Source organism: Rhizobium sp. P40RR-XXII (assembly GCF_012641405.1).
Lineage (GTDB): Bacteria > Pseudomonadota > Alphaproteobacteria > Rhizobiales > Rhizobiaceae > Rhizobium.
This window is the reverse complement of sequence record NZ_JABAII010000003.1, coordinates 140706-161494: the sequence shown is the minus strand read 5'-3', so window position 1 is coordinate 161494 and position 20789 is coordinate 140706. Positions and strand designations below refer to the sequence as shown.

The following is a 20789-nucleotide window of genomic DNA, read 5'->3' as shown; positions in this document are numbered from 1 at the left end:
AATCTGCGGGCATTGCTTTCGGAAGCCCTTCGGCCATCGTGGCGACGGCTTTCCTTCAGGCCGGCGGCTGCGCGGCCAACGGATAGCGAACATAGGCAAAGGCGCTGGAATCCGGTGACCAGGAGCTCACATTGATCGTTCCCTGGCCGCCGTTGAAAGCGTCGAGATCTCGTGCCGTGCCTCCGTCCGCCGGCATGAGACGGAGGATCACCTGCTTGTCCGCGGGATGGCCGATCGTTCCCTTTGGATAGCTCAGATAGACGAGATCGCGGCCGTTGGGCGCCGGATGCGGGAACCAGTTCACCCGATCATCATGCGTGAGCTGCTCCAGCTTGGAACCGTCCGGGCGCAGGCGGAACACCTGAGCATGCCCCGGCTGCATCGCCGCAGCCTCGGAATTGAAATAGATCCAATGCCCGTCGGGCGAGAATTCAGGCCCATCGACGGGGCAAGCACCATCGGTCAGAAACACATCCTCGCCGCCGCCGGCGGCGGGGATGGTGCAGATGCGGGTGAAAATGCCGCCGCCAACGCGGCGCTCCAATCCGACATAGGCGAGCGTCCTGCCGTCGGGGGAGATGCCATGCAGGTAGTATTTGAAATCTCGGGACGGATCGTGCTCGTTGGAAACACGCTGAGGCGCGCCACCTTCGAACGGCACCTGATAGAGATGACCGTCATTGGCGCTGACGAAGAAGGAGCGACCATCGGGTGATACGACATGGTCGTTGTTCAGGTTTTCCATCGGGGCTGTATTGATGCGGTGCGGCCCGTCCCGTCCATCGGGAGAGATGCGGAACAGGCGACCGTCGCCGTTATAGATCAGCCATTTGCCATCCGGCGACCAGTTGGGAGCCTCGATGAGTTCGCCGGTTTCGTAAATCACGCGAGCAGTCGATGAGGCGAAATCAAAGACGACGAGCTCGCTGATCTGGCCCGGCAGCAGATGCCGGGATTCCGATCCTGGGCGCATGGATGGCATGATGTCTCCTCCGCTTTCAGTCATGGTCACACATATAGCCGTACTTCAATCGTCTGCCACTGGCGGAATGAAATCCTTGCCATCGAGCCGGCGCTCGCCGATCGTACGAATGCTGAGCTGACAATACGATCCTCGCCGATGAACTCTCGGTCCAAACGTACAGTCTGCGAAGCTGAGGGCACGGCACGAATTGACGCATTGCGCTTGCGATGGGCCTGCCCTATGACTGCAACCTCATCCGCGAAATGCTGTGGTGGGGACAGGAATGCGGAAGACGATTTCGCGAACATTTCAGTGGAGCGCGCGCATCCTTTGCGCCGTGGCGCTGTTGTTTGTCGGCTTCGCCCATCAGCCGGTCGTCGCCACGGCGGATGAGATTTCCCCGCTGGAGCTTGCCCAATACCGGCTGCCGGATGGATCACTGCCCATCCTCTGCGTCACCTATAAGGATGCCGACGGCAAGGTTCATGGGAAAGCCTATGCGCCGGGATGCGAGGCATGCCGGATCGCCTCGGCTGCCCTTCTGCCGGCGCCTCCCACCGAGGTTTGCGAGCGCCTTGCCTCTCCGCGTGGAGAGACGGTCGTCGCAAGATCTGAGGCTTTCCACCGCCAGCTTTATCCGCCGAACACAGGTCCAAGAGCACCACCCATCCTCGACATCGTTGGCTGAACCGGCGTTGCGGCTTTCACCGTGACGCCTGCCGTCAACGGCTGCCGTCATGCGCGACGTCAAGTCGTGAAATCCGAGGATTGGTGTCCCTAGCTGTACTTTGCCTAACGAGGCGGCTCGATCGGTCCGGCTGGTCACGGAAAGCAAGCTCACTCCAAATGGCGAACCATCGCCCTCCTCCTCGGATCGACCGCGCGCGGCAGCCTGCCGATCTTCGGAGGATTTCATGTCTGCCTTTACCGCTGCAGAGCCTGCAGCCACAGCAACCCACAATATCTCGCTCTATCGCGCGATCTGGCGCTGGCATTTTTTCGCCGGTCTTCTCGTCATTCCATTCATGCTCAATCTGGCGATCACCGGATCGCTCTACCTATTCAAGGATCAGATTGCCGATACCTTCTACGCGCATCGCTATCTCGTCGCCGAGACCGGCACGCTGCTGCAGCCGCAGCAGATCGCAGATGCGGCGCTTGCAGCCTTCCCGGGCGCCCACGCAACCTCCTATCACGAAGCGTCGGCCCCGAACCGCTCGGCCTGGGTTACGCTGTCAAAAGACGGCCAATCGACCATCGTCTATGTCAATCCCTATGACGGCGGCATCTTGGGGTCGGTCGGCTCGAAACAGGAGTTCGGCTGGGTCGTCAAGCGCATCCACAGCCTCGAATATTTCGGCAAATGGAGCAATCGCCTCATCGAGATCGTCGCCGGCTTCGCCCTCGTTCTCGTGGTCACCGGCATCTATCTGTGGTGGCCGCGACAGCAGACCGGCGGCGTGCTCACCGTTCGCGGCAACCCGTCGCGGCGCGTCTTCTGGCGCGACCTGCATGCCGTGACGGGCGCGCTTGCCGGCACTCTCATCTTCTTCCTGGCCTTCAGCGGCATGTCCTGGTCCGGCTACTGGGGCGCCAATCTCAATGCTTGGCTGACCGCTCACAATTTCGGAACACCGGCAGCAGTCTGGGACGAAGTTCCGAAATCGACGAAGGTCATGCAGGACATCGTCAGCCAGGCCGGCTGGGTGGTCGAAAATGCCCCCGTTCCATTGTCCGACATCGCGGCGGCGCAGTCGGCAAAGCCGATCGGCCTGAACAAGGCCGTCGCCATCATGCACGGCCTCGGCATGGTCGCCGGCTCCGACCTTGCGATCCCGACGGATGAAACCGGCGTCTATACCGCCAGCCATTATTTCGGCGATCTCGGCAAGGAGAGGACTGTTCATGTCGACCAGTATTCCGGAAAGGCGCTCGTCGACATCTCCTATGATCAATATCCGGCGCTCGGTAAGGCGATCGAATGGAGCAACAATGTCCATCAAGGGCAGGAATGGGGCCTCTTCAACCAGCTTCTGATGCTGTCCGCTTGCCTGGCCATTATCCTGTGCTGCGCGACCGCCGCGACCATGTGGTGGAAGCGCAGGCCGGCAGGCCGCCTCGGCGTGCCGCCGATGCCGCCACAAAAGTCCGTCTATGTCAGGCTCTGGTTCATCACCATTGTTTTCGGCGCAGCCTTCCCGCTGACGGGAGCCGCTATCGCCGTAATGCTGCTGATCGACCAGCTCGTGGTTCGTTTCGTGCCGCCGCTCCGGCGCTTCCTTTCCTGACGAGATCGGGCGGAGCCGTCGGCTTCGTCTGCCCGCTCCCTTTTTGCATCAAGGATATCGATCGTGTTGAAACGCGCTTTTGCTCCCGCCGCCTTCGGGCTGGCATTCCTGCTTTCCTCCATGGCCTTTGCCGACGAAATCAAGATCGGCGATCTCACAATCTCCACTCCCTATATTCGCGCTATGGTGCCGGGTGCGCCTGTCGGCGGCGGCTATGTGACCATCACCAATACGGGCGATACCGACGACCGGCTGATCGCGGCAAGCTCGCCGCGTGCCGGAACGGTCCAGATCCACGAGATGAGGATGGACAAGGACATTATGGTGATGCGCGAGCTTGCCGATGGCCTGCCCATACCGGCCGGCAAGACCGTCGAGCTCAAGCCCGGCGGCTATCATGTGATGTTCATGAAGGTCGCAGAGCCCTTTCTTCAGGGCCAGACGGTAAAGACAAGGCTCACCTTCGAAAAGGCCGGCTCGGTCGAGGTGGATTTCCCGGTCGGATCGATCGCGGCGAACAAGGAGACATCCCATGTCAAATAGACAACGCTTCGCCGCAATGGTCGTCGCTCTGACGCTTATCGTCGGCGCCGGCGCTATCGGCTACGCAACGTTCCCTATGACGCCGCAGGTCCGGGCAGCCGGCAGCTTTGGTGCAGCCTTCACGCTCACGGGCGATCGCGGACAGCCCATTACCGAAAAGGCCCCGTCGGGTCATCCTTCGCTCGTCTATTTCGGCTATACGCATTGCCCCGATGTCTGCCCGACAACCCTCTATGATATGTCGGGCTGGTTCAAGACGCTTGGGCCGCAAGCCGACAAACTGAAGGCCTATTTCTTCTCCGTCGATCCGGAGCGCGATACGCCCGAGATCATGCGCAGCTACACCGGCAATTTCACCGACCGGATCACCGGCATCACGGGCGATCCCAATGAGATGCAGAAGGCCATCCAGGGCTGGCGCATCTATGCCAAGAAAGTCCCCAGTCCGGATGGCGGATATACCATGGATCACACCGCATCCGTATTGCTCGTCGATGCCGGCGGCAATCTGAGGGGCACGATCGCCTATCAGGAAAATACCGACGTCGCGCTGCAAAAGATCCGAAATCTGCTGCTGCAGGAATAGTTCCATGGCACCCGATCACCACTGAAAAACAACGATTCCGTCCGGCAGGCCTGCGGGCCATGAACATGATAAGGAAACCAGATATGCCTTCGATGAAGAAATTGCTCCTCGCCGCTGCCGCAATCAGCATCGCGCTCGCCGGCCAAGCCATGGCCCACGCCCATCTGAAATCAGCCGTTCCGGCGGCCGACGGCATAGTCAAGGCGGCGCCGTCGGAACTCGACCTCACCTTTTCCGAAGGTCTCAACCTGAAATTCAGCGGCATCAAGGTGACCGGCCCCGACAAGGCAGCCGTCAAGACCGGCGACGGCACACTGATGAACAAAGACACGACATTGATGGTACCGGTCACCGACAAGCTTGCGCCCGGAAAGTACACGGTCGAATGGCATGTACTCTCCACGGATGGGCACAAGACCAACGGCACCTATAGTTTTACCGTTGCGCCATAACGCATGCGGAAGCCGTCCGCGACCATGCGGGCGGCCTCACTTTCGGCAAATGGGATATCGTTCCGTCTGATCTTTCGGCGTCCTGCAAAGGCTCACGACGGGCTTTCAACGCAACCCTGCAGGAAGATCGCCGCGCACCCCGCCGCGCGGACCTGGATCTCTTCGTCATCCGGTGCTCGCCGCTGGCCCAGCATGACGGCCCTTTGCGGCTCCATGGTCATCATTCCCCGCAGGAAGCCGGCCGCAAGAGAGATATCGGAGATTCTAATCGCTCCCTTGTCGCGCTGGCTGCGCAGCCAGGCCTCGAAGACTACGGCCGAAGCCTTGATCGCCCGCTCATAGAAGGACGCCGCGATCTCGGGAAAGCGATCGGCCTCGGCGACGGCCAGACGATTGATTGCGATGGTTTCCGGATCCAGCGCCAGACGGCCGTAGGCGATCAGGATCTGCTCGAGTTGATGATGCAGGTCCGGGTGCTTCAACAGCCCCTGGTCCACCTCGACGTTGAAACGGGCGATGCGATCGGTAACCACCGCATTGAAGATTTCTCCCTTGCTGTCAAACAGCCGATAGACGGTCTTCGTCGAAACACCCGCGTCCTGCGCGATGTCGTTGATGCATGCCGAGGCATAGCCCGCTTCCAGAAAGCGCTTTCGCGCGGACGAGAGCACGATTGCCCGGGTATCGTCATCACAACGAACCTGCGGTCGTCCTCGCGGTCGTTTCGTGACTTTTGGATTTAGGATCATAGATATTTTCCAAAATACTGTTGACTTAGATTTTATAGCGCTTATTTTGGAAAACATCAAGTTTCCAAATTGAACTTGGCCGCTACCCCTGCCCGGCAGCGACCCCTGCCAGGAGCAAGTACATGGCAAACAATCTGCATATCGTGACATCCGAGGGCGCTTCCGGCGAAGCGCAGGAGATCGTGGAGGCGAAGGCCAAGGAAGGGGTGACAACCGAACCCCATCCGGAGGCGCCACAGGGACCTACAGGCGGCAACACCACAGCAAAGCGCAGCAAGATGCCGCGCCGCCTGGTGTATGGCGTGGGTGCGATCGTCATTATCGCCGCCGCGGGCTATTACGGACACGACTACTGGCAAAACGGCCGTTTCGAGGTATCGACCGACGACGCCTATGTCCAGGCCGACAACAGCTCGATCGCCCCGAAGATTTCAGGCTATCTGGCGGAAGTCCTGGTCAAGGACAACGAGACCGTAAAGGCCGGCCAGCCGCTCGCCCACATCGACGACCGCGATTTCCGCGCAGCGCTCGACCAGGCGAAGGCCGATGTCGCCGCAGCGCAGGCAACCATACAGGCCGAGCAGGCCTCGCTGGACATCCAGCAATCGACCATCGCCGCAGCGCGGGCGACGCTCGATGTGGACAAGGCCAACGAAACCTTCGCCGAACAGAACAACAAGCGCTATGCCAGCCTCGCCTCCAACGGCTATGCGGCCGTGCAAACGGCGCAGCAGGCCGCATCGCAGATCGCCGCGGCGCAGGCTGCCATCGTCAGGGACACCGCGACCTTGGAAGGTGCGATCAAGCAGGTCGAACTTCTGAAGGCCCAGATCGCGCAGGCGACGGCTGCCCTGCAGAAAAGCGAGGCGGTCCAGCATCAGGCCGAGCTTAATCTCTCCTATACGACCATCGTGGCGCCCGTCGACGGCACGATCGGCAACCGCACGCTGCGCATCGGCCAATATGTCCAGGCGGGAACACAGCTGATGTCGCTCGTGCCGACCGACCAGGCCTACGTCGTCGCCAACTATAAGGAAACGCAGCTGACGAATGTCCATGCCGGTCAGCCCGTCGATATCGAAGTCGACATGTTCCCCGGCAAGACATTCCACGGCCATGTCGACAGCCTTGCGCCGGCGAGCGGACAAGAATTTGCCCTGCTGCCGCCTGACAATGCGACCGGCAACTTCACCAAGGTCGTGCAGCGAATTCCAGTCAGGATAGCGCTTGACACGCAGACCATGACGAGCGGTGAGCTGCGCCCTGGAATGTCCGTCGAGCCGAGCATCAACACCAAAGCAGACGCCGCACAGCGGAATTGACGGCGGGAGCCCCACAATGTCTACGATTACAATGGATGGCCGTCCGATGCCGGCCGCAACGGCACAGCCGCGTGCATCGACAAGAGAGTGGATCGCGGTTCTGGCCGCCATGATCGGCGCGTTCATGGCGATCCTGAACATCCAGATCACCAATGCCTCACTTCTCGACATCGAGGGTGGCATCGGCACCGGTGTGGATAATGGCGCTTGGATCTCGACCTCCTATCTGATCGGCGAGATCGTCGTCATTCCGCTCACAGCCTATCTCAGCAGCGTCTTCTCATTTCGCCGATACATTCTGGTGAACTCGGTGCTGTTTCCGCTGTTTTCCCTGTCCTGCGCCTTCGCGCACGATCTTGGAACGATGATCGTCCTGCGCGGCCTGCAAGGATTTGCCGGCGGCGTACTGATCCCGATGGCCTTCACCATGGTGCTGACGAAGCTTCCGAAGCCGCAGCAGCCCTTGGGGCTGGCGATCTTTGCATTGTCCGTCACCTTTGCGCCGGCCATCGGCCCGACCATCGGCGGCTACCTGACCGAGAATTACGGCTGGCAGACGATCTTCTTCATCAATGCCGGCCCGAGCGCCATCATGGTGGCGGCGCTTGCCCTGACGCTGGACAAGCAGCCGATGCAGCTGAAACTGCTGCGCGAGGGCGACTGGCTCGGCATCGTGACGATGGCGATCGGACTGTCGGCACTGCAAACCGTGCTTGAGGAAGGCAACAAGGACGACTGGTTCTCGTCGCCCTTCATCGTGCGACTCAGCATTGTCGCGGCTGTGTTCCTCAGCCTCTTCATCATCATCGAGCTCAAGGTTTCGAAGCCGCTGGTGAAACTGCGCCTGTTGAAACAAAGGAATTTCGGTCTTGGCGTGCTCGCGAATATTCTCGTCGGCGTCGCTTTGTTCGGAACGGTCTACATCCTGCCGCAATATCTCGGCCAGGTGCAGAGGTACAATGCCGAGCAGATCGGCAACGTCCTTGCCTGGACGGGATTGCCGCAGCTGCTGCTGATCCCTCTGGTGCCGCTGATGATGAAGCGGGTGGATGTGCGTTGGCTTGCCTTCTTCGGCATCGCAGTCTTTTCCTTCAGCTGCTTCATGAACGTCACGCTTTCGGCCGATAATGCCGGAGATCAGTTCTTCATTCCGAACATCGTCCGCGCGATCGGCCAGGCCTTCGTCATCACCCCGGTGACCGCAATCACGACCGCTGGCATTGCGTCGGCGGATGCGGCCGCCGCGTCCGGCCTGACGAACATGCTGAGAAATCTCGGCGGCGCGGTGGGGACGGCGTCCCTCGGCACCATCCTGACGAAGCGCGAACAGTTTCACTCCAACATCATCGGCCAATCCGTAACCCTTGCTCGCGATGAGGTTCGCCAGCGGATTGACCAGATGACCGGCTACTTCCTGTCACACGGCGTCTCCGATCATCAAGTGGCCCAGCAGAAGGCGGTTATCGCGCTCGGCCAGGTCATCAAAAGGCAGGCGCTGATCATGGGGTTCAGCGACACCTTCGCAGTCATCGGCGTGGTCCTCGCCATCGCGGCAATCACGATGCTGTTTACCAAGCGGCCACAGGCCGGCAGTGGTGGCGGCGCTCACTGAGCCATGCGGGTTCGCGCCTACAGAGGCACGGATGTGATGTGCCACGGCGCGAACCCGCAGGAACGGCGTGCGGCTACACCATGATGATCGATCAGATATGCTTCGATGCGCAGGCGCATTCTCGGACGCACGTGTTCATTCCCGGCCCTGGCGTGCACGCGCTGGGATTCGCGGAAAGTAACGGCAAGCTGAAGAAGCAAATCGTCGCGGTGGCGAGACCTTTAGGTGCCCGAGGCACCTACCTGTTCATGTCCTCGACCACCCAGCGAAACGAAGTGACATTCGCTCAGCTCCTGCCGCCGTCACCAGGTGCACTGTCTCGCTTTCGGTAGGTCGAGGGGTTGATGCCATGGCGTTGCAGGCGAGCATAGAGGCTGCGGCGCGGCAGTTGCAGCGCCTGCGCGACTTCGGCGATATCGCCTTCGAACCGGTCAAGCGCTGCCCGCAGAACGCTGGCCTCGAACTGATCCATTTGATCAGATAGACCAAGTTCCGAAGCAGGTGTGCTCGGGGCCGACGTCAGGCCCAGAACCACCTGGGTTGCGTAATTGCGCAATTGGCGGACATTGCCCGGCCAATCGTCCGTCAGGAAACGCGTCTCCATCGCAACGTCGATTTGCGGACGCGCAACGCCATGCAGGCGCGCAGCATCCTCAAGAAAGGCACTGAACAACAGGCCGATGTCGGCCCGGCGCTCCCGCAGAGGCGGGATGCGGATCCGCACAGTCTCCAACCGGTAGAGCAGATCGGCGCGGAAACGGCCCTCGGCGACCGAACCATGCAGGTCGGTCTTGGTCGCCGCGACGAGCCGGAGATTGACGGGAGCCGGCTCGCCGGTCGACGAGGGCAGTTCGCGCTCTTCGACCACCCGCAGAAGCCGCCCCTGGAGCATGGGCGACATGCTGTCGATTTCATCGATGAAGAGCGTGCCGCGATCCGCCTCGGCGATGCGTCCGCGCCGCGTGCGATTTCCGAACAGAGTTTCGTCGGCGATCGCATCCGGCAAGGCGGCGCAATCGACCGCGACGAAGCTGCGTGCATGCCGCCTGCTCCAGCGGTGGATGAGGCGCGCCACGAGTTCCTTGCCCGTGCCCGTTTCACCTTCGACCAGAACGTCCACATCGGCGACGGCGACCTGGCGTATCGTTTCACGCAATCGCGCCATGACCGGCGTCTGGCCAAGCAGCGGCGACGTATCTTCCGCTTCCGCCGCGGCCTGCCGCAGGCGCCGGTTTTCCAGCACCAGACGCCGCGTCTCCAGTGCGCGGCGCACTGAGGCGATCATATGATCCGTGGCAAAAGGCTTGGCGATGAAATCATAGGCGCCCTGCTTCAAGGCACCGACCGCCATGGCGACGTCGCCGTGACCGGTCATCAGGATGACGGGGAGGTCAGGATCGCGCGCCTGCACCGCCTCGAGAAGGTCGTGCCCGTCGACGCGGGGCAGGCGGATGTCGGTGACGACCACGCCGGGCAGCGTCACGGCAAGGCTTGCGAGTGCCGACTGCCCGTCAGCATGCGTCTCCACCTCGAAGCCCGCTATGGCGAAGGAATCGCTGAGAGCGGCATTGAAGGGGCCGTCATCCTCCACCAGCAGCACTTTCTGTGGCGTTTGCAAGGTCATGCCCGCCTCATCGTAATTATGAAGGCCGCGCCACCGAGCGGCGACGGGCCGATTGTCAATGATCCGCCAAGATCGTTCATGATGTCCTGCGCGATCCCAAGCCCAAGGCCCAGCCCGTCGGGCTTACCTGTCATGAAGGGACGGAATATCTCCTTCGCCAGGGCCGGGTCGATGCCCGGACCATTGTCGGCAACGGTCAGCCTCACCGTGTCCTTCTCGACCGCGTCGACGAGCAAGGCGACATGCGGATCGGCGACGTCCGACACCGCATCGATGGCGTTCTGCAGCAGATTGACGAGAACCTGTTCCAGCCGCACCCGTTCGGCCAGCACCTGCGGCTGGCCCTGTGGCGGCAGATCCAGCCTTACACCCGCTTTGCGGAACCGGTTCCCGACCAGCAGCAGGGCGCCGGCAATGATGGCATCGAGCGGTTCCGGCCCGGCCGCATGCCGTCCCCGGCGCGAGAAACGCCGCATCTCCTGCGTGATCGTTCCTATGCGCGCCGTCACGTCGACCGCGGCATCCAAATTGGCCCTGACACGATCGAGGCGATTGGCGGCGAGATGGTGGCGGGCGTTCTCCGCCAGGGTGCGAATGGTGGCAACCGGCTGGTTGATTTCATGCATCAGCCCCGCCGTGATCGAGCCGACGGAGGCGAGCCGATTGGCCTGGGCAAGCTCCTCGCGGGCATCGCGATAGCGGTCCTCGGCGCGGGCACGTTCGGTCATCTCGTCGCGCAGCTCGGCCGTGCGGGTGGCGACGGCCGCCTCCAGCGCCCGCCGATCGGCCGCCGCCCGCGCGACGCGGGTCATTCGCCACCAGACCGCAGTTCCGATGACGGCCAGCCCGAGGATGGCGGGCAAGGCCAGCAGCCAGGCCTCGGCACGGGCCTCCTGCAATGCCATGCGCGTATCGAGAAGATGCAAAAGGCGCAGACGCGTGCCGGCGACGGGCTGCTCGGCTGCGACCATGATCTGATCTCGCGGTCCGCGTATGCGACCGGCATCTTCCACCCGGTAGTTCCCCGGCCCCAGTGCCGCGTCCCGATATTGGCCGCTCGCGACGATGCGGGCACGGTCTTCCGGCGAAAGCGGCGCGAGCGCCGTCAGTACCTGTGACGGGTCGGATGCCGCAAGAATGATTTGGTGTTCGTCGACGACAAGCGTTTTCCCCGGATCGTTCGCCCAGATCCGCGACACCGGCTCGAATTCGAATTTGACGACCACGACGCCGGCCGGTGCGGCGGCATCGCCAACCCTGCGCGCGATAAACAGGCCGGGCCGGCCGCTGATTGCGCCCGCGCCATAATATTCCGCCATGCCATCTTTCATCGCCTCGGAAAAATACGGACGGAAACTGAAATTCTTGCCGACGAAGCTATCCTCGGTCCCTGCATTCGATGCCGAAATGACAAGCCCGGTATGGTCGACGAGATATATGATATAGGCACCCGTCTGATGAGCGAGAAAGCCGAGCTTTTCGTCGAGCCGACGGGCGGCATCGGCGGTAGGGCTAGCAAGAGCCTCGCCAAGGTCGCGATATTCGCCAAGCACGATCGGCAGGAGCCGAAAACGCGCCAACTCGCTGTCGACCAAACGGCTATGCTGCACGGCAAGTCCGGAAGCCTCCGCTTCCAGCCGCGCCAGCGCCTCGTGACGCGATAGTGAGAGCGCCGTAAACCAAATGCCGGCCGCAGCGGCCACAACAGCCACCGCCAGAAGCAGAATCCGTCTCAATCCCAGCTCGATCATTTGTGCAGGATATTGCACAAGCCTCGAATTTACCACGCAGAATCTTGCGCAAACAATGGCGAGAACCAAGGCGAAATCGAAGAAATATGAAATATTTCAATATGGTATCATGAATGCCCGATGAACCTCGTATCCTACACTTCCACACGCAACAATGGCGTTGGGAGAGTGATCCTCGATAGGCTTGAGAAACCGGTTCTGTTCGGGCAATCGGCATTGCCGCGTCCCGTCTCGCGAGGATGCGCCGGCGGGCAAGCGCGCATGCGGCCTCTCTCAAAACCCGTCGTCCACAGCGATCAATCGCGATGGCGACGGCCGAAGCGACCAAGGGAGGAGAGGCTCAATGCTTGATACATTGCAAGACCCCATCGAAACGACGGCAGCGATGGATGCCGCCGGGAAACGCAACCGTCTCAAATCGATTATCGGCGGCTCGACGGGCAATCTGGTCGAATGGTTCGACTGGTATGTCTACGCCGCATTCGCGCTCTATTTCGCTCCGCACTTTTTCCCCGCCGGCGATCAGACGGCGCAGCTGCTGAATTCGGCGGCGGTCTTTGCGGTGGGCTTCGTCATGCGGCCGATCGGCGCCTGGATCATGGGGCTTTACGCCGACCGCAAGGGCCGAAAGGCTGGCCTTGCGCTTTCGGTGACGCTGATGTGCGCCGGTTCGCTGATCATCGCGCTGACACCGGGATATGAGGCAATCGGCGTGGCAGCACCGGCGCTTCTGGTCCTTGCCCGCCTGATGCAGGGCCTGTCGGTAGGCGGCGAGTACGGCGCCTCGGCGACCTATCTTTCCGAGATGGCCGGGCGGCAGCGCCGCGGTTTCTTCTCGTCGTTCCAGTACGTCACGCTGATCTCCGGTCAGCTCCTCGCCATCGCCGTCCTCATCATATTGCAGGCGTTCATGACGCCGGAGACGCTCAATGCCTGGGGATGGCGCATTCCCTTCTTCGTCGGAGCGGCGCTTGCGGTCGTCGTCTTCTGGCTGCGCCGCGGGCTTGCCGAAACCGAGAGCTTCAAGAACCTGCGTGCAGGCGATGCACAGAAATCCGGCTTCTGGATGCTAATCACCCGGCATCCGAAGGAGACTGCGATAGTGATGCTGCTGACGGCCGGCGGCACGCTCGCCTTCTACGCCTATTCGATCTACATGCAGAAATTCCTGGTCAACACCTCTGGATTCAGCCGGGAAACGTCGAGCGAGATCAACGCAATCACGCTGTTCATCTTCATGCTGCTGCAGCCGATTGCAGGTGGGCTCTCCGACAAGATCGGCCGCAAGCCGCTGATGATCGGCTTCGGCCTCTGCGGCGTGCTGTTCACCTATCCGATTTTCTCGACCCTCGAAACCACGAAGGACCCGCTGATCGCAGGGCTGCTCGTCATGGGCGCGCTGATCATCGTCACCGGCTATACCTCGATCAACGCAGTGGTGAAGGCGGAGCTGTTTCCGGCGCATATCCGCGCGCTCGGCGTGGCATTGCCCTATGCTCTGGCCAACACGCTATTCGGTGGCACAGCCGAATTCGTGGCGCTGAAGTTCAAGAGCAGCGGCTGGGAGCAGGGCTTCTACTGGTATGTGACCGCGATGATCGGCATCTCGCTCGTCATCTATCTCTTCATGCGGGATACGGCCAAAAACAGCGCCATTCGCGAGGATTGATCCGTCCTGCCAATGGAAAGAAGGATCCTGATCGCAGGACTAAGAGAATATGAGCCGGCGGGAACATCGATGATGAACTCGCCGGTGCGGGCCGAATACGAGATCTCAGCCGCTAGTGAAGCGAAGTGCCGCTCTTCCTGCGTCCATTCAACAGATGAATGAAGGTGATGCCCTGCTCCAGCAGAAGCTCGGCGGCCTTCAGGTCGTTCGGGCCGAGATCGGACGAACAGCCGCGAAGATTGCATGCGAGAAAGAGGGAATTGGTGGCGGCGAGCGTATCGCCATCCTCCTCCGCCTCTTCGGCGGCGGCTTGCAGCACATCGGCAACAGCCGCCATAAGCGCGGCGCGCTCCTGCAGGTTCATTTCGTCAAGGCTTTTGGTGATGCCATTCATGACGTCTCCTCCGCGCGCGAATATTTCCGACATCAGCCGGATCGGCGCGGTTTGTAACTGGACATGATAGAAATGCGATTGGTAAGCCAGATATGGCGATGAAGGCGCCAAGCGGCAAGACATGGCTTCCATGCTAAGGGCGCATGGCACTGCGGCTGGCTCACCATTCACGATGTGGCGGTAGCGGCCGCTCACGGGATTTACCTCGTGTCCTTGGGACACTCCAAAACCGTTCTATCCGGTCGTGATCCGGATGGAGCTTTTCAAGTCGCACCCGTAAGCCAACTCTTTCCAAAGCCGAAATGAACGGGCGCGGTCGATGTCATCTTATAGCCTGACCGAAAGACGATAAACTTCCTGCCGGAACGCATCGGAGACCGATCGGTCTCCGATGCGGGATATCTCTATGAATGCCGCTCAGCGCGGACGGCGGATCGCCCGCAGTTTGCCGCTGCCGCCACCACCGGCATAGAACCGGTCCTTGCCGTCGGATTCGAGGCCGGAAACGCCGGTCCCTTCGGGCATTTCGAGCCGCTCCAGCACCTCGCCCGTCGCAGGATCGACGCGACGCACATCGCTTTCGTCGCCCTCCCAGGTGCCATGCCACAGCTCTCCGTCGACCCAAGTGACGCCGGTGACGATGCGGTTGGATTCGATGGTGCGCTTGATTGCACCGGTCTCGGGGTCGATTTCGTAAATCTTGCGGCCGCGATGTTGCCCGACCCACAGGCTGCCGTCACTCCAGGCAAGACCTGAATCACCGCCGTTGCCGGGCGCGGGAATGGTGGAAACTATAGTCCCCGTCTCGGGATCGACCTTGTGAATCCGATCCTCGGCGATCTGATAGAGATAGCGCCCGTCGAAAGCGGTGCCGGCATGAGACGCGACATCGATCGTGCGCACCTCTTCGCCGCTCTCCGGGTTCAGAGCATGCAGCTTTTCGCCAGAGGCGAACCAGACGTACCGGCCGTCGAAAGTAACCCCATTCACGCGGGGTGCGTTCTCGAAGGGGCCATATTCGCGAATGATTTCCGCTTGGGACTTTTTCATGTTTCCATCCTCCGGTCGGGATCGGTTGAGTGTCGATAAGAGAGAGCTTAGTCGCTCGGCAGCGGCCCAGGGAGTAACAATGTTGTCGGGAAGCCGATCACCGGCGGCATCATCCAGCGGCGCGCCCTGCCATTGCCGACGCCTTGCACCATTCCAGCCGCTGCAAGCGCGTCGAGCGACCGCTGCACCGTGCGCGGGCTTGTCGCCAGTGCAATCGACAATGCCGAGCTCGACCAGGATTCCCCATCCGACAACAGGGCAAGCAGCGAGCCGTTCTCGACCTCGACAGGCGGCGCCAGCACCACGACATCGCGGTCCCCGCGCGGCGTCAGCGCAAAGCCGCGCGGCGTCGCGCTGATATCGGCAAGCGGCTCCAAGGCAGCGCGAAGCCTCCCGATCTCGACCCTGAGCCGCGCCCTATGGGATTCGTCAGCATGGCGAGCGCGGAACGCGCGGGTAAGCAGGGCAGCGCGCGGCACATCGGCGGGGGCGGCCTCGGCAAGCGCGCGCGCCAGGGCAAAGAGCACCGGCCGGCGCGCAAGCGGCACGATCTCGCCGCCGCCGCGCACGACATTGCGGCAGGCATCGACGACCAATGTTCCGGACGCCAGCAGGGCCTCGACCTCGTCGAGCGACAGCAATTTCTCCTCGCCCTGGGCTAGAAGACGCGCAGCCGGTGCATCGAGAGCACCTGCCGCGTCGCGCACCTCGATCACAAGGGCGGGGATCGCGGCCTTGCCGGCTGCTTCTGCGGCGCGCGCGAGGGCGGCGCGGGCCGGCTCGATCCGCAGGCGGCGGATGGCGATGCCGGCGACCGCCAGTTCATGGCTTGCCCTTGCTGCCGGCGGCAGCGGCGACGGATCGAGCTTGGCCAACAGGCGTTCGGCCTCGTCCAGATGGCCGACAAGCAGCAGACGGCGTATCTGCAGGTTGCGGGCATGGGCGGCATTGACGTGGTCGCCGTGTTTTTCGAGGGCGGCCCGCGCCGTCTCCAGCGCTTTGTCCGGCCAGCCCAGATCACGCGACACGAGGGCAATTTCGGCTTCGGCCACCGTGCACCGCGCCCGGGCGACAGCCTCGCGCGGACCAAAAGCGCGCGCGGCACTCTTCAAGAGCGTCTTGGCGCGGACAAGGTCTCCAAGCTGCGCCATGGCAATGCCGCGCAGCGCCAGCGCCGGCGCATCCTCGCGCAGCGCCACACGTTTCAGCGCCCCCAGCACATCGCCGGCAGCGAGCGCCTGAGCTGCCGCGACGATCAGCGAGTCCATTTAAATCCCGTCACACTTGTAACTCCCACCCCTTCGGCCTCCAGGGGTAAGTTATCGCATGTCGGCAAGCAAGATGCAGCGCCGACAAGAACGACCCGACAGACAAGAGGAGATGAACCATGACGATGCATAAAACAGGAACGCGCCAAGAGTGGCTTTCGGCACGGCTCTCGCTGCTGGAGCAGGAAAAGGAGTTGACGCGGCGCAGCGACGAGATTGCTGGCCACCGTCAGGAGTTGCCCTGGGTGAAGGTGGAGAAAGACTATCGGCTCGAGACCGAGAAGGGCGTCGTTCCGCTCTCGGGCCTCTTCAAGGGCCGCTCGCAGCTTCTCGTCTATCACTTCATGTTCGGACCGGACTACGCGGCCGGCTGCCCATCCTGCTCGTCGATCGCCGACGGCTTCAATGGCATCGCGGTGCATCTTGAAAATCATGACGTCGCTTTTTCCGCAATATCCAGGGCGCCGCTTGCCAAGCTGCAGGAGTTCAAGCGACGGATGGGCTGGACCTTCGATTGGGCCTCTTCGGCCAACAGCGATTTCAACCATGATTTCAACGTCTGGTTCACGCCCGAGGAACAGCGCGACGGCCGCATCGAATACAACTACCGCCGCGAGCCGCCGATGCCCGACGCTCAGGTGGGCAAGACGATGCAGCGATGGGAGCAGCGCGGCAGCGAAGGCCCGGTCGATCTGATGGCGTCAATGACGGGGACGAATGTCGCGACTTACACGCGCGACCGGCCTGGCGTCAGCGCCTTCGCGATACAGGACGGCGAGATCTATCACACCTACTCGTCCTATGCTCGCGGACTCGACGGCCTTTGGGGTATGTATCAATGGCTCGATCGCGCGCCGCTCGGCCGCAACGAGTCCGGCGTGTGGTGGAGACATCACGATCGTTACGGAGCAAACTGATGTTCCGCTCATCCGAAAGCAATCGAAGGGTCGGCGGCCGTACCGCCGCCCCTGCTCTGCCCGTCATTGCCAGCCGCCTGCTGGCTTTGGCCGCCGCGCCGAGCTTTGCCCTGATGACAGGGCTATCAGCCTATGGGGCAAGCGGCGACATGATCTGTTCCACACAGGGCAGCGCGATGCTCAGTGGGATGGTGCCGATGTATCTGCTCATGACCGTCTTCCACTGCCGCCCCTGGCTGAAGTTGCTTGCAAGAGAAGGAAATGGCGCTCATGTGCCGGGCTAGATCTCGGCGATGCTAGACCAGGTTCTTGAGATAGAGTGAAAGCAGCTGGGTCTGCGAGGAAATGCCGAGCTTGCGGTAGACGTTGCGCCGATGGACCTTCACCGTGCCTGTCGAGATATTGAGCTTCAGGCCGATCGATTCCGACGAATGCCCCTGCAAAACGAGTTCGACGATGGCGGTTTCACGGCTCGTCAGATTGAGATCCCGCCAGACGGTTTCGGCTGGCGGGACATTCCCGTTCTGGCCCTGCTTGCGCCGGCTCCGGCCGCCGGCCGCCAATTGCGCATCGAAACGGGAAGCCAGACCGGACCAATAGTGTCTCACCATGCTTGCGACGAGCGGCTCGACCTTCTTCAACGTCATGAACTCGGCGGGCGGAAAAACCCCGGTCTTCTCGCGCCGCATCAGTGACAGGACGATGGTGATGTCCTCGTCGGCATTGACGAAAAAGCCGATCTCCTCGGCAAGCCCGGTCTGGACATAATAGGTCCGGTAATATTCGCTGGAAAAGAAGCGATCCGGCGCCAGCTCCCGCATCCTGAGCACGCCTTCGCGGCGTTCGCGCGCCGTGTGATAGAAGGGGTCGAGCATATAGGGGCCGGCCTGATAGAGCGTGACGAAGACGACATGCTCCTCGCGGTCGAAGGTGCTGTAGAGATCGATCGGCCGCTCCTTGCCGCGATAGGCGAAAACGACCACGTAGTCGAACCGCACCAGCGCCGCCATCATTTGACGGAAGGTCTCTCCGAATTCGGCATCCGTCATCGCCGATCGGCCGATCGTGGCGTTGAAGGCGGCAAAAAGCCCTTCAAGGTCGGTGCTCATGTGACGGATCCCCTCTGCCGCCCTGCGCAACTGAGCGCAGCCCCTATATACACCTTCCACGAAGCATTCCGTACGAAAATACCTCTTTCGGGGTATATACCTCGCAGGAAGCCCGGGCTTACTCTTTCCTTAACGACGGTGGCAATAAGGCAGATCAAAGACTGCCGACCAACCGCAGGGAACAGACGTGGCATCCGCTTCAACGAACGATATCGAATTCCGTTCGGTCACGAAGAACTATGGCGCCGTGACCGCCGTAACGGACATCAATCTTAATGTGCCCAAGGGTGCATTCCTGGCGCTTCTCGGCCCTTCCGGCTGCGGCAAGACGACATGCCTGCGCATGATCGGCGGCTTCGAGCAGCCGAGCGAAGGCACAGTGCTGATCGACGGGCGCGAGATGAACGGCGTTCCGGCCTATCGGCGCCCCGTCAACATGGTGTTTCAGCATTATGCGCTGTTTCCGCATTTCAACGTCGCGCAGAATGTCGCCTACGGGCTGAAGCAGATGCGCCCGAGGATCAAGTCTGCCGAAATCGACCGGCGCGTCGCCGAAGCGCTCGAAATGGTTCGCCTCGGCGGCTTTGCCACACGCCGCATCCATGAAATGTCTGGCGGGCAGCAGCAGCGCGTCGCGCTGGCGCGCGCCATCGTCAACCGCCCTTCCGTGCTTCTGCTCGACGAGCCACTCGCCGCGCTCGACAAGAAGCTGCGTTCGGCCATGCAGATCGAGCTTCAGACGCTGCAACGTGAGCTCGGCATCACCTTCGTTCTCGTCACCCATGACCAGGAGGAAGCGCTGTCGATGGCGGATGTCGTCTGCGTCATGAGCGCCGGCCGCATCCGCCAGCTCGGCACGCCTCAGGAGGTCTATGACCGGCCCGCCGATCTCTTCGTCGCCGATTTCGTCGGTAAGACGAACCGCATAGAGGCGACGATGGAAGCCGATGGCGAAACGCTTCGCCTTGCGGATGGTTCAGCACTTTCGGCCGGCAAGCGGCTGATGCCTGGGGCTGCGATCGCAGCGTTGCGCCCTGAAGCGATCCGTCTGAGCCGCGACATGGCCGTAGCGGGCATGTCCTTCAAGGGCACGGTGACCCACCGCATCTTCCTGGGCTCCTCCGCGGAATACGCGGTCACCGTCCCCGGGCTCGGCGATTTCCTGATCACTTCGGATCGCCGCGGTATGAACGAAAGCGATCTCGTCGGTCCGGGCGAAGAGGTCTTCCTCGGCTTCGACCCCACCGCCTTACATGTCTTTCCAGCATCGAATGCATAAGCCAAAACAAGGGAACAGCATCATGAGCAAGGATTATAAGGACAATCTCCCGATTTCAGCCGAAGGCTTCATGGACGAGTTCATGCGCCTGAAGCGCGGCTCCGTCAGCCGTCGTCATTTCCTCAACATTACCGGCCTCGGTCTTGCGACGGTGGTCCTGTCGCGCTTCCCGGGCGCGCTGTCGACGCCGGCCTATGCCGCGGGCGAACTCGGCACGCAGATGTCGATCGCAACCTGGCCGAATTATCACGACCCCGCGACCTTCGAGAACTTCAAGGCGGCAACCGGCGTCGCCGTCGAAGTCAACGTCTTCGGCTCGAACGAGGAAATGCTGGCGAAGCTGCAGGCAGGTGCCTCCGGCTGGTCGCTCTTCGTGCCGACGAATTACACGATTTCGACCCATCACAAGCTTGGTCTCATCGAGGAACTCGACCTTTCGAAGCTCCCGAACTTCCGCCAGACGACGGAAAGCCCACGCTTTACCAAAGAAGGCCAGATCGACGGGAAAACCTATGCCGTGCCGAAAAACTGGGGCACGACCGGCTTTTCCGTCAACACGAAGAAGATCAAGACCAAGCTTTCAAGCTGGAAGGATTTCTTCGAGATCGCGCAGACGGAGGCCGACGGCCGCGCCATGGTCCATGACTATCAGCTGACGACCATCGGCAGCGCGCTCGTTTCCCTCGGCTACGACTTCAATTCGATCAAGCCGGAAGAGCTCGCCAAAGCCGAGGAATTGCTGATCAAGGTCAAGCCGCATCTCTTCGCCATCAATTCCGACTACCAGCCGTCCATGCGCTCGACAGACGCCTGGCTGACGATGTGCTGGACCAATGACGGCGCACAGCTCAATCGCGACATGCCCGAGCTTGACTATGTGCTCGGCAAGGACGGCGGCGAGATCTGGACCGACTATTATGCCATCCCGAAGGATGCGCCGAACAAGGCGGCCGGCTACGCGCTTCTCAACTATCTCATGGATCCGAAGAACGCGGTGAAGGAACATATCGCCAACGGCGCGCCGACCACCGACAGCCGCGTTATCGCGCTGCTGCCGAAGGAGATCACCTCGAACAAGATCGTCTATCCGGACGAGGCTGCACTGACGCCGCTGGAATTCGGCGCCGCCGTCACGCTTACCGATCCGAGCCGCGCCGAACTGATGGCACGTTTCAAGTCGGCCTGATCGCCCTCGCCTCACTCCGGTCCCCG

At 61.6% G+C, this 20789-nt stretch carries 20 protein-coding genes; 12 read left to right on the top strand and 8 right to left on the bottom strand.

Annotated elements, in window-relative coordinates; genetic code table 11:
• Nucleotides 1-55 precede the first annotated feature (55 nt).
• Entirely contained in the window at nt 56-982 is a 927-nt protein-coding gene (locus tag HGP16_RS07170; RefSeq protein ID WP_246703292.1) for a TolB family protein, read from the bottom strand.
• 265 nt (nt 983-1247) lie between these two features.
• On the opposite strand from HGP16_RS07170, the gene HGP16_RS07165 reads away from it, so the two are divergent.
• The 5 genes from HGP16_RS07165 to copC all read left to right on the top strand — a co-directional run bounded on the left by HGP16_RS07165 (nt 1248) and on the right by copC (nt 4833).
• Nucleotides 1248-1652, top strand: a complete 405-nt coding sequence (locus tag HGP16_RS07165; protein WP_168839321.1) for a hypothetical protein — start codon at nt 1248-1250, stop codon at nt 1650-1652.
• A gap of 226 nt (nt 1653-1878) precedes the next feature.
• Nucleotides 1879-3252, top strand: coding sequence for a PepSY-associated TM helix domain-containing protein (locus HGP16_RS07160; protein WP_168839320.1), 1374 nt, complete (start codon nt 1879-1881; stop codon nt 3250-3252).
• A 63-nt stretch (nt 3253-3315) separates the two neighbouring features.
• Nucleotides 3316-3795, top strand: coding sequence for a copper chaperone PCu(A)C (locus tag HGP16_RS07155; RefSeq protein WP_168839319.1), 480 nt, complete (start codon nt 3316-3318; stop codon nt 3793-3795).
• Entirely contained in the window at nt 3785-4381 is a 597-nt protein-coding gene (locus tag HGP16_RS07150; RefSeq protein ID WP_168839318.1) for an SCO family protein, read from the top strand. Before HGP16_RS07155 ends, HGP16_RS07150 begins: the two co-directional genes overlap by 11 nt.
• Nucleotides 4382-4464: 83 nt before the next feature.
• Entirely contained in the window at nt 4465-4833 is a 369-nt protein-coding gene (copC, locus tag HGP16_RS07145) for a copper homeostasis periplasmic binding protein CopC (protein WP_168839317.1), read from the top strand.
• 92 nt (nt 4834-4925) lie between these two features.
• Here the strand turns inward: copC and HGP16_RS07140 are convergent, their stop codons facing one another.
• A complete protein-coding gene (locus HGP16_RS07140) occupies nt 4926-5582 on the bottom strand; it encodes a TetR/AcrR family transcriptional regulator (RefSeq protein ID WP_168839316.1) in 657 nt (218 codons plus the stop codon).
• Between the two features lie 122 nt (nt 5583-5704).
• On the opposite strand from HGP16_RS07140, the gene HGP16_RS07135 reads away from it, so the two are divergent.
• Entirely contained in the window at nt 5705-6904 is a 1200-nt protein-coding gene (locus HGP16_RS07135; RefSeq protein ID WP_246703293.1) for an HlyD family secretion protein, read from the top strand.
• A gap of 16 nt (nt 6905-6920) precedes the next feature.
• A complete protein-coding gene (locus HGP16_RS07130; RefSeq protein ID WP_409526818.1) occupies nt 6921-8516 on the top strand; it encodes a DHA2 family efflux MFS transporter permease subunit in 1596 nt (531 codons plus the stop codon).
• 286 nt (nt 8517-8802) lie between these two features.
• Here the strand turns inward: HGP16_RS07130 and HGP16_RS07125 are convergent, their stop codons facing one another.
• Together HGP16_RS07125 and HGP16_RS07120 are read right to left on the bottom strand one after the other, a co-directional pair.
• The gene (locus HGP16_RS07125) at nt 8803-10140 is read right to left on the bottom strand and encodes a sigma-54-dependent transcriptional regulator (RefSeq protein WP_168839315.1); all 1338 of its coding nucleotides are present in this window, start codon (nt 10138-10140) and stop codon (nt 8803-8805) included.
• Nucleotides 10137-11876: an ATP-binding protein gene (locus HGP16_RS07120; RefSeq protein ID WP_312862864.1), complete on the bottom strand. Its 1740-nt coding sequence runs from the start codon at nt 11874-11876 to the stop codon at nt 10137-10139. Before HGP16_RS07120 ends, HGP16_RS07125 begins: the two co-directional genes overlap by 4 nt.
• A gap of 400 nt (nt 11877-12276) precedes the next feature.
• On the opposite strand from HGP16_RS07120, the gene HGP16_RS07115 reads away from it, so the two are divergent.
• Complete coding sequence (locus tag HGP16_RS07115; protein ID WP_168839641.1) at nt 12277-13560, top strand: MFS transporter; 1284 nt, start codon at nt 12277-12279, stop codon at nt 13558-13560.
• A 112-nt stretch (nt 13561-13672) separates the two neighbouring features.
• On the opposite strand, the gene HGP16_RS07110 is transcribed toward HGP16_RS07115, so the two are convergent.
• From HGP16_RS07110 to HGP16_RS07100, 3 genes are all read right to left on the bottom strand, one after another.
• Nucleotides 13673-13954, bottom strand: a complete 282-nt coding sequence (locus HGP16_RS07110) for a hypothetical protein (RefSeq protein WP_168839314.1) — start codon at nt 13952-13954, stop codon at nt 13673-13675.
• A 417-nt stretch (nt 13955-14371) separates the two neighbouring features.
• Nucleotides 14372-15004 carry a PQQ-binding-like beta-propeller repeat protein gene (locus HGP16_RS07105; protein WP_168839313.1) on the bottom strand — a complete coding sequence of 211 codons (633 nt, stop codon included), beginning with the start codon at nt 15002-15004 and terminating at the stop codon, nt 14372-14374.
• Between the two features lie 47 nt (nt 15005-15051).
• Complete coding sequence (locus tag HGP16_RS07100; protein ID WP_168839312.1) at nt 15052-16272, bottom strand: M48 family metallopeptidase; 1221 nt, start codon at nt 16270-16272, stop codon at nt 15052-15054.
• A 119-nt stretch (nt 16273-16391) separates the two neighbouring features.
• On the opposite strand from HGP16_RS07100, the gene HGP16_RS07095 reads away from it, so the two are divergent.
• Together HGP16_RS07095 and HGP16_RS07090 are read left to right on the top strand one after the other, a co-directional pair.
• On the top strand, nt 16392-17189 hold the full coding sequence (locus HGP16_RS07095; protein WP_168839311.1) for a thioredoxin family protein: 798 nt from the start codon (nt 16392-16394) through the stop codon (nt 17187-17189).
• Nucleotides 17189-17473 (top strand): hypothetical protein, encoded by a 285-nt coding sequence (locus HGP16_RS07090; protein WP_168839310.1) that lies wholly within the window; start codon nt 17189-17191, stop codon nt 17471-17473. Before HGP16_RS07095 ends, HGP16_RS07090 begins: the two co-directional genes overlap by 1 nt.
• 12 nt (nt 17474-17485) lie before the next feature.
• Here HGP16_RS07090 and HGP16_RS07085 read toward each other — a convergent pair whose 3' ends face one another.
• Nucleotides 17486-18298 carry a helix-turn-helix transcriptional regulator gene (locus HGP16_RS07085; RefSeq protein ID WP_168839309.1) on the bottom strand — a complete coding sequence of 271 codons (813 nt, stop codon included), beginning with the start codon at nt 18296-18298 and terminating at the stop codon, nt 17486-17488.
• Nucleotides 18299-18485: 187 nt separating this feature from the next.
• On the opposite strand from HGP16_RS07085, the gene HGP16_RS07080 reads away from it, so the two are divergent.
• Nucleotides 18486-19577, top strand: coding sequence for an ABC transporter ATP-binding protein (locus HGP16_RS07080; RefSeq protein WP_168839308.1), 1092 nt, complete (start codon nt 18486-18488; stop codon nt 19575-19577).
• 22 nt (nt 19578-19599) lie between these two features.
• Complete coding sequence (locus HGP16_RS07075; RefSeq protein ID WP_168839307.1) at nt 19600-20763, top strand: spermidine/putrescine ABC transporter substrate-binding protein; 1164 nt, start codon at nt 19600-19602, stop codon at nt 20761-20763.
• The last annotated feature ends 26 nt before the right edge of the window (nt 20764-20789 follow it).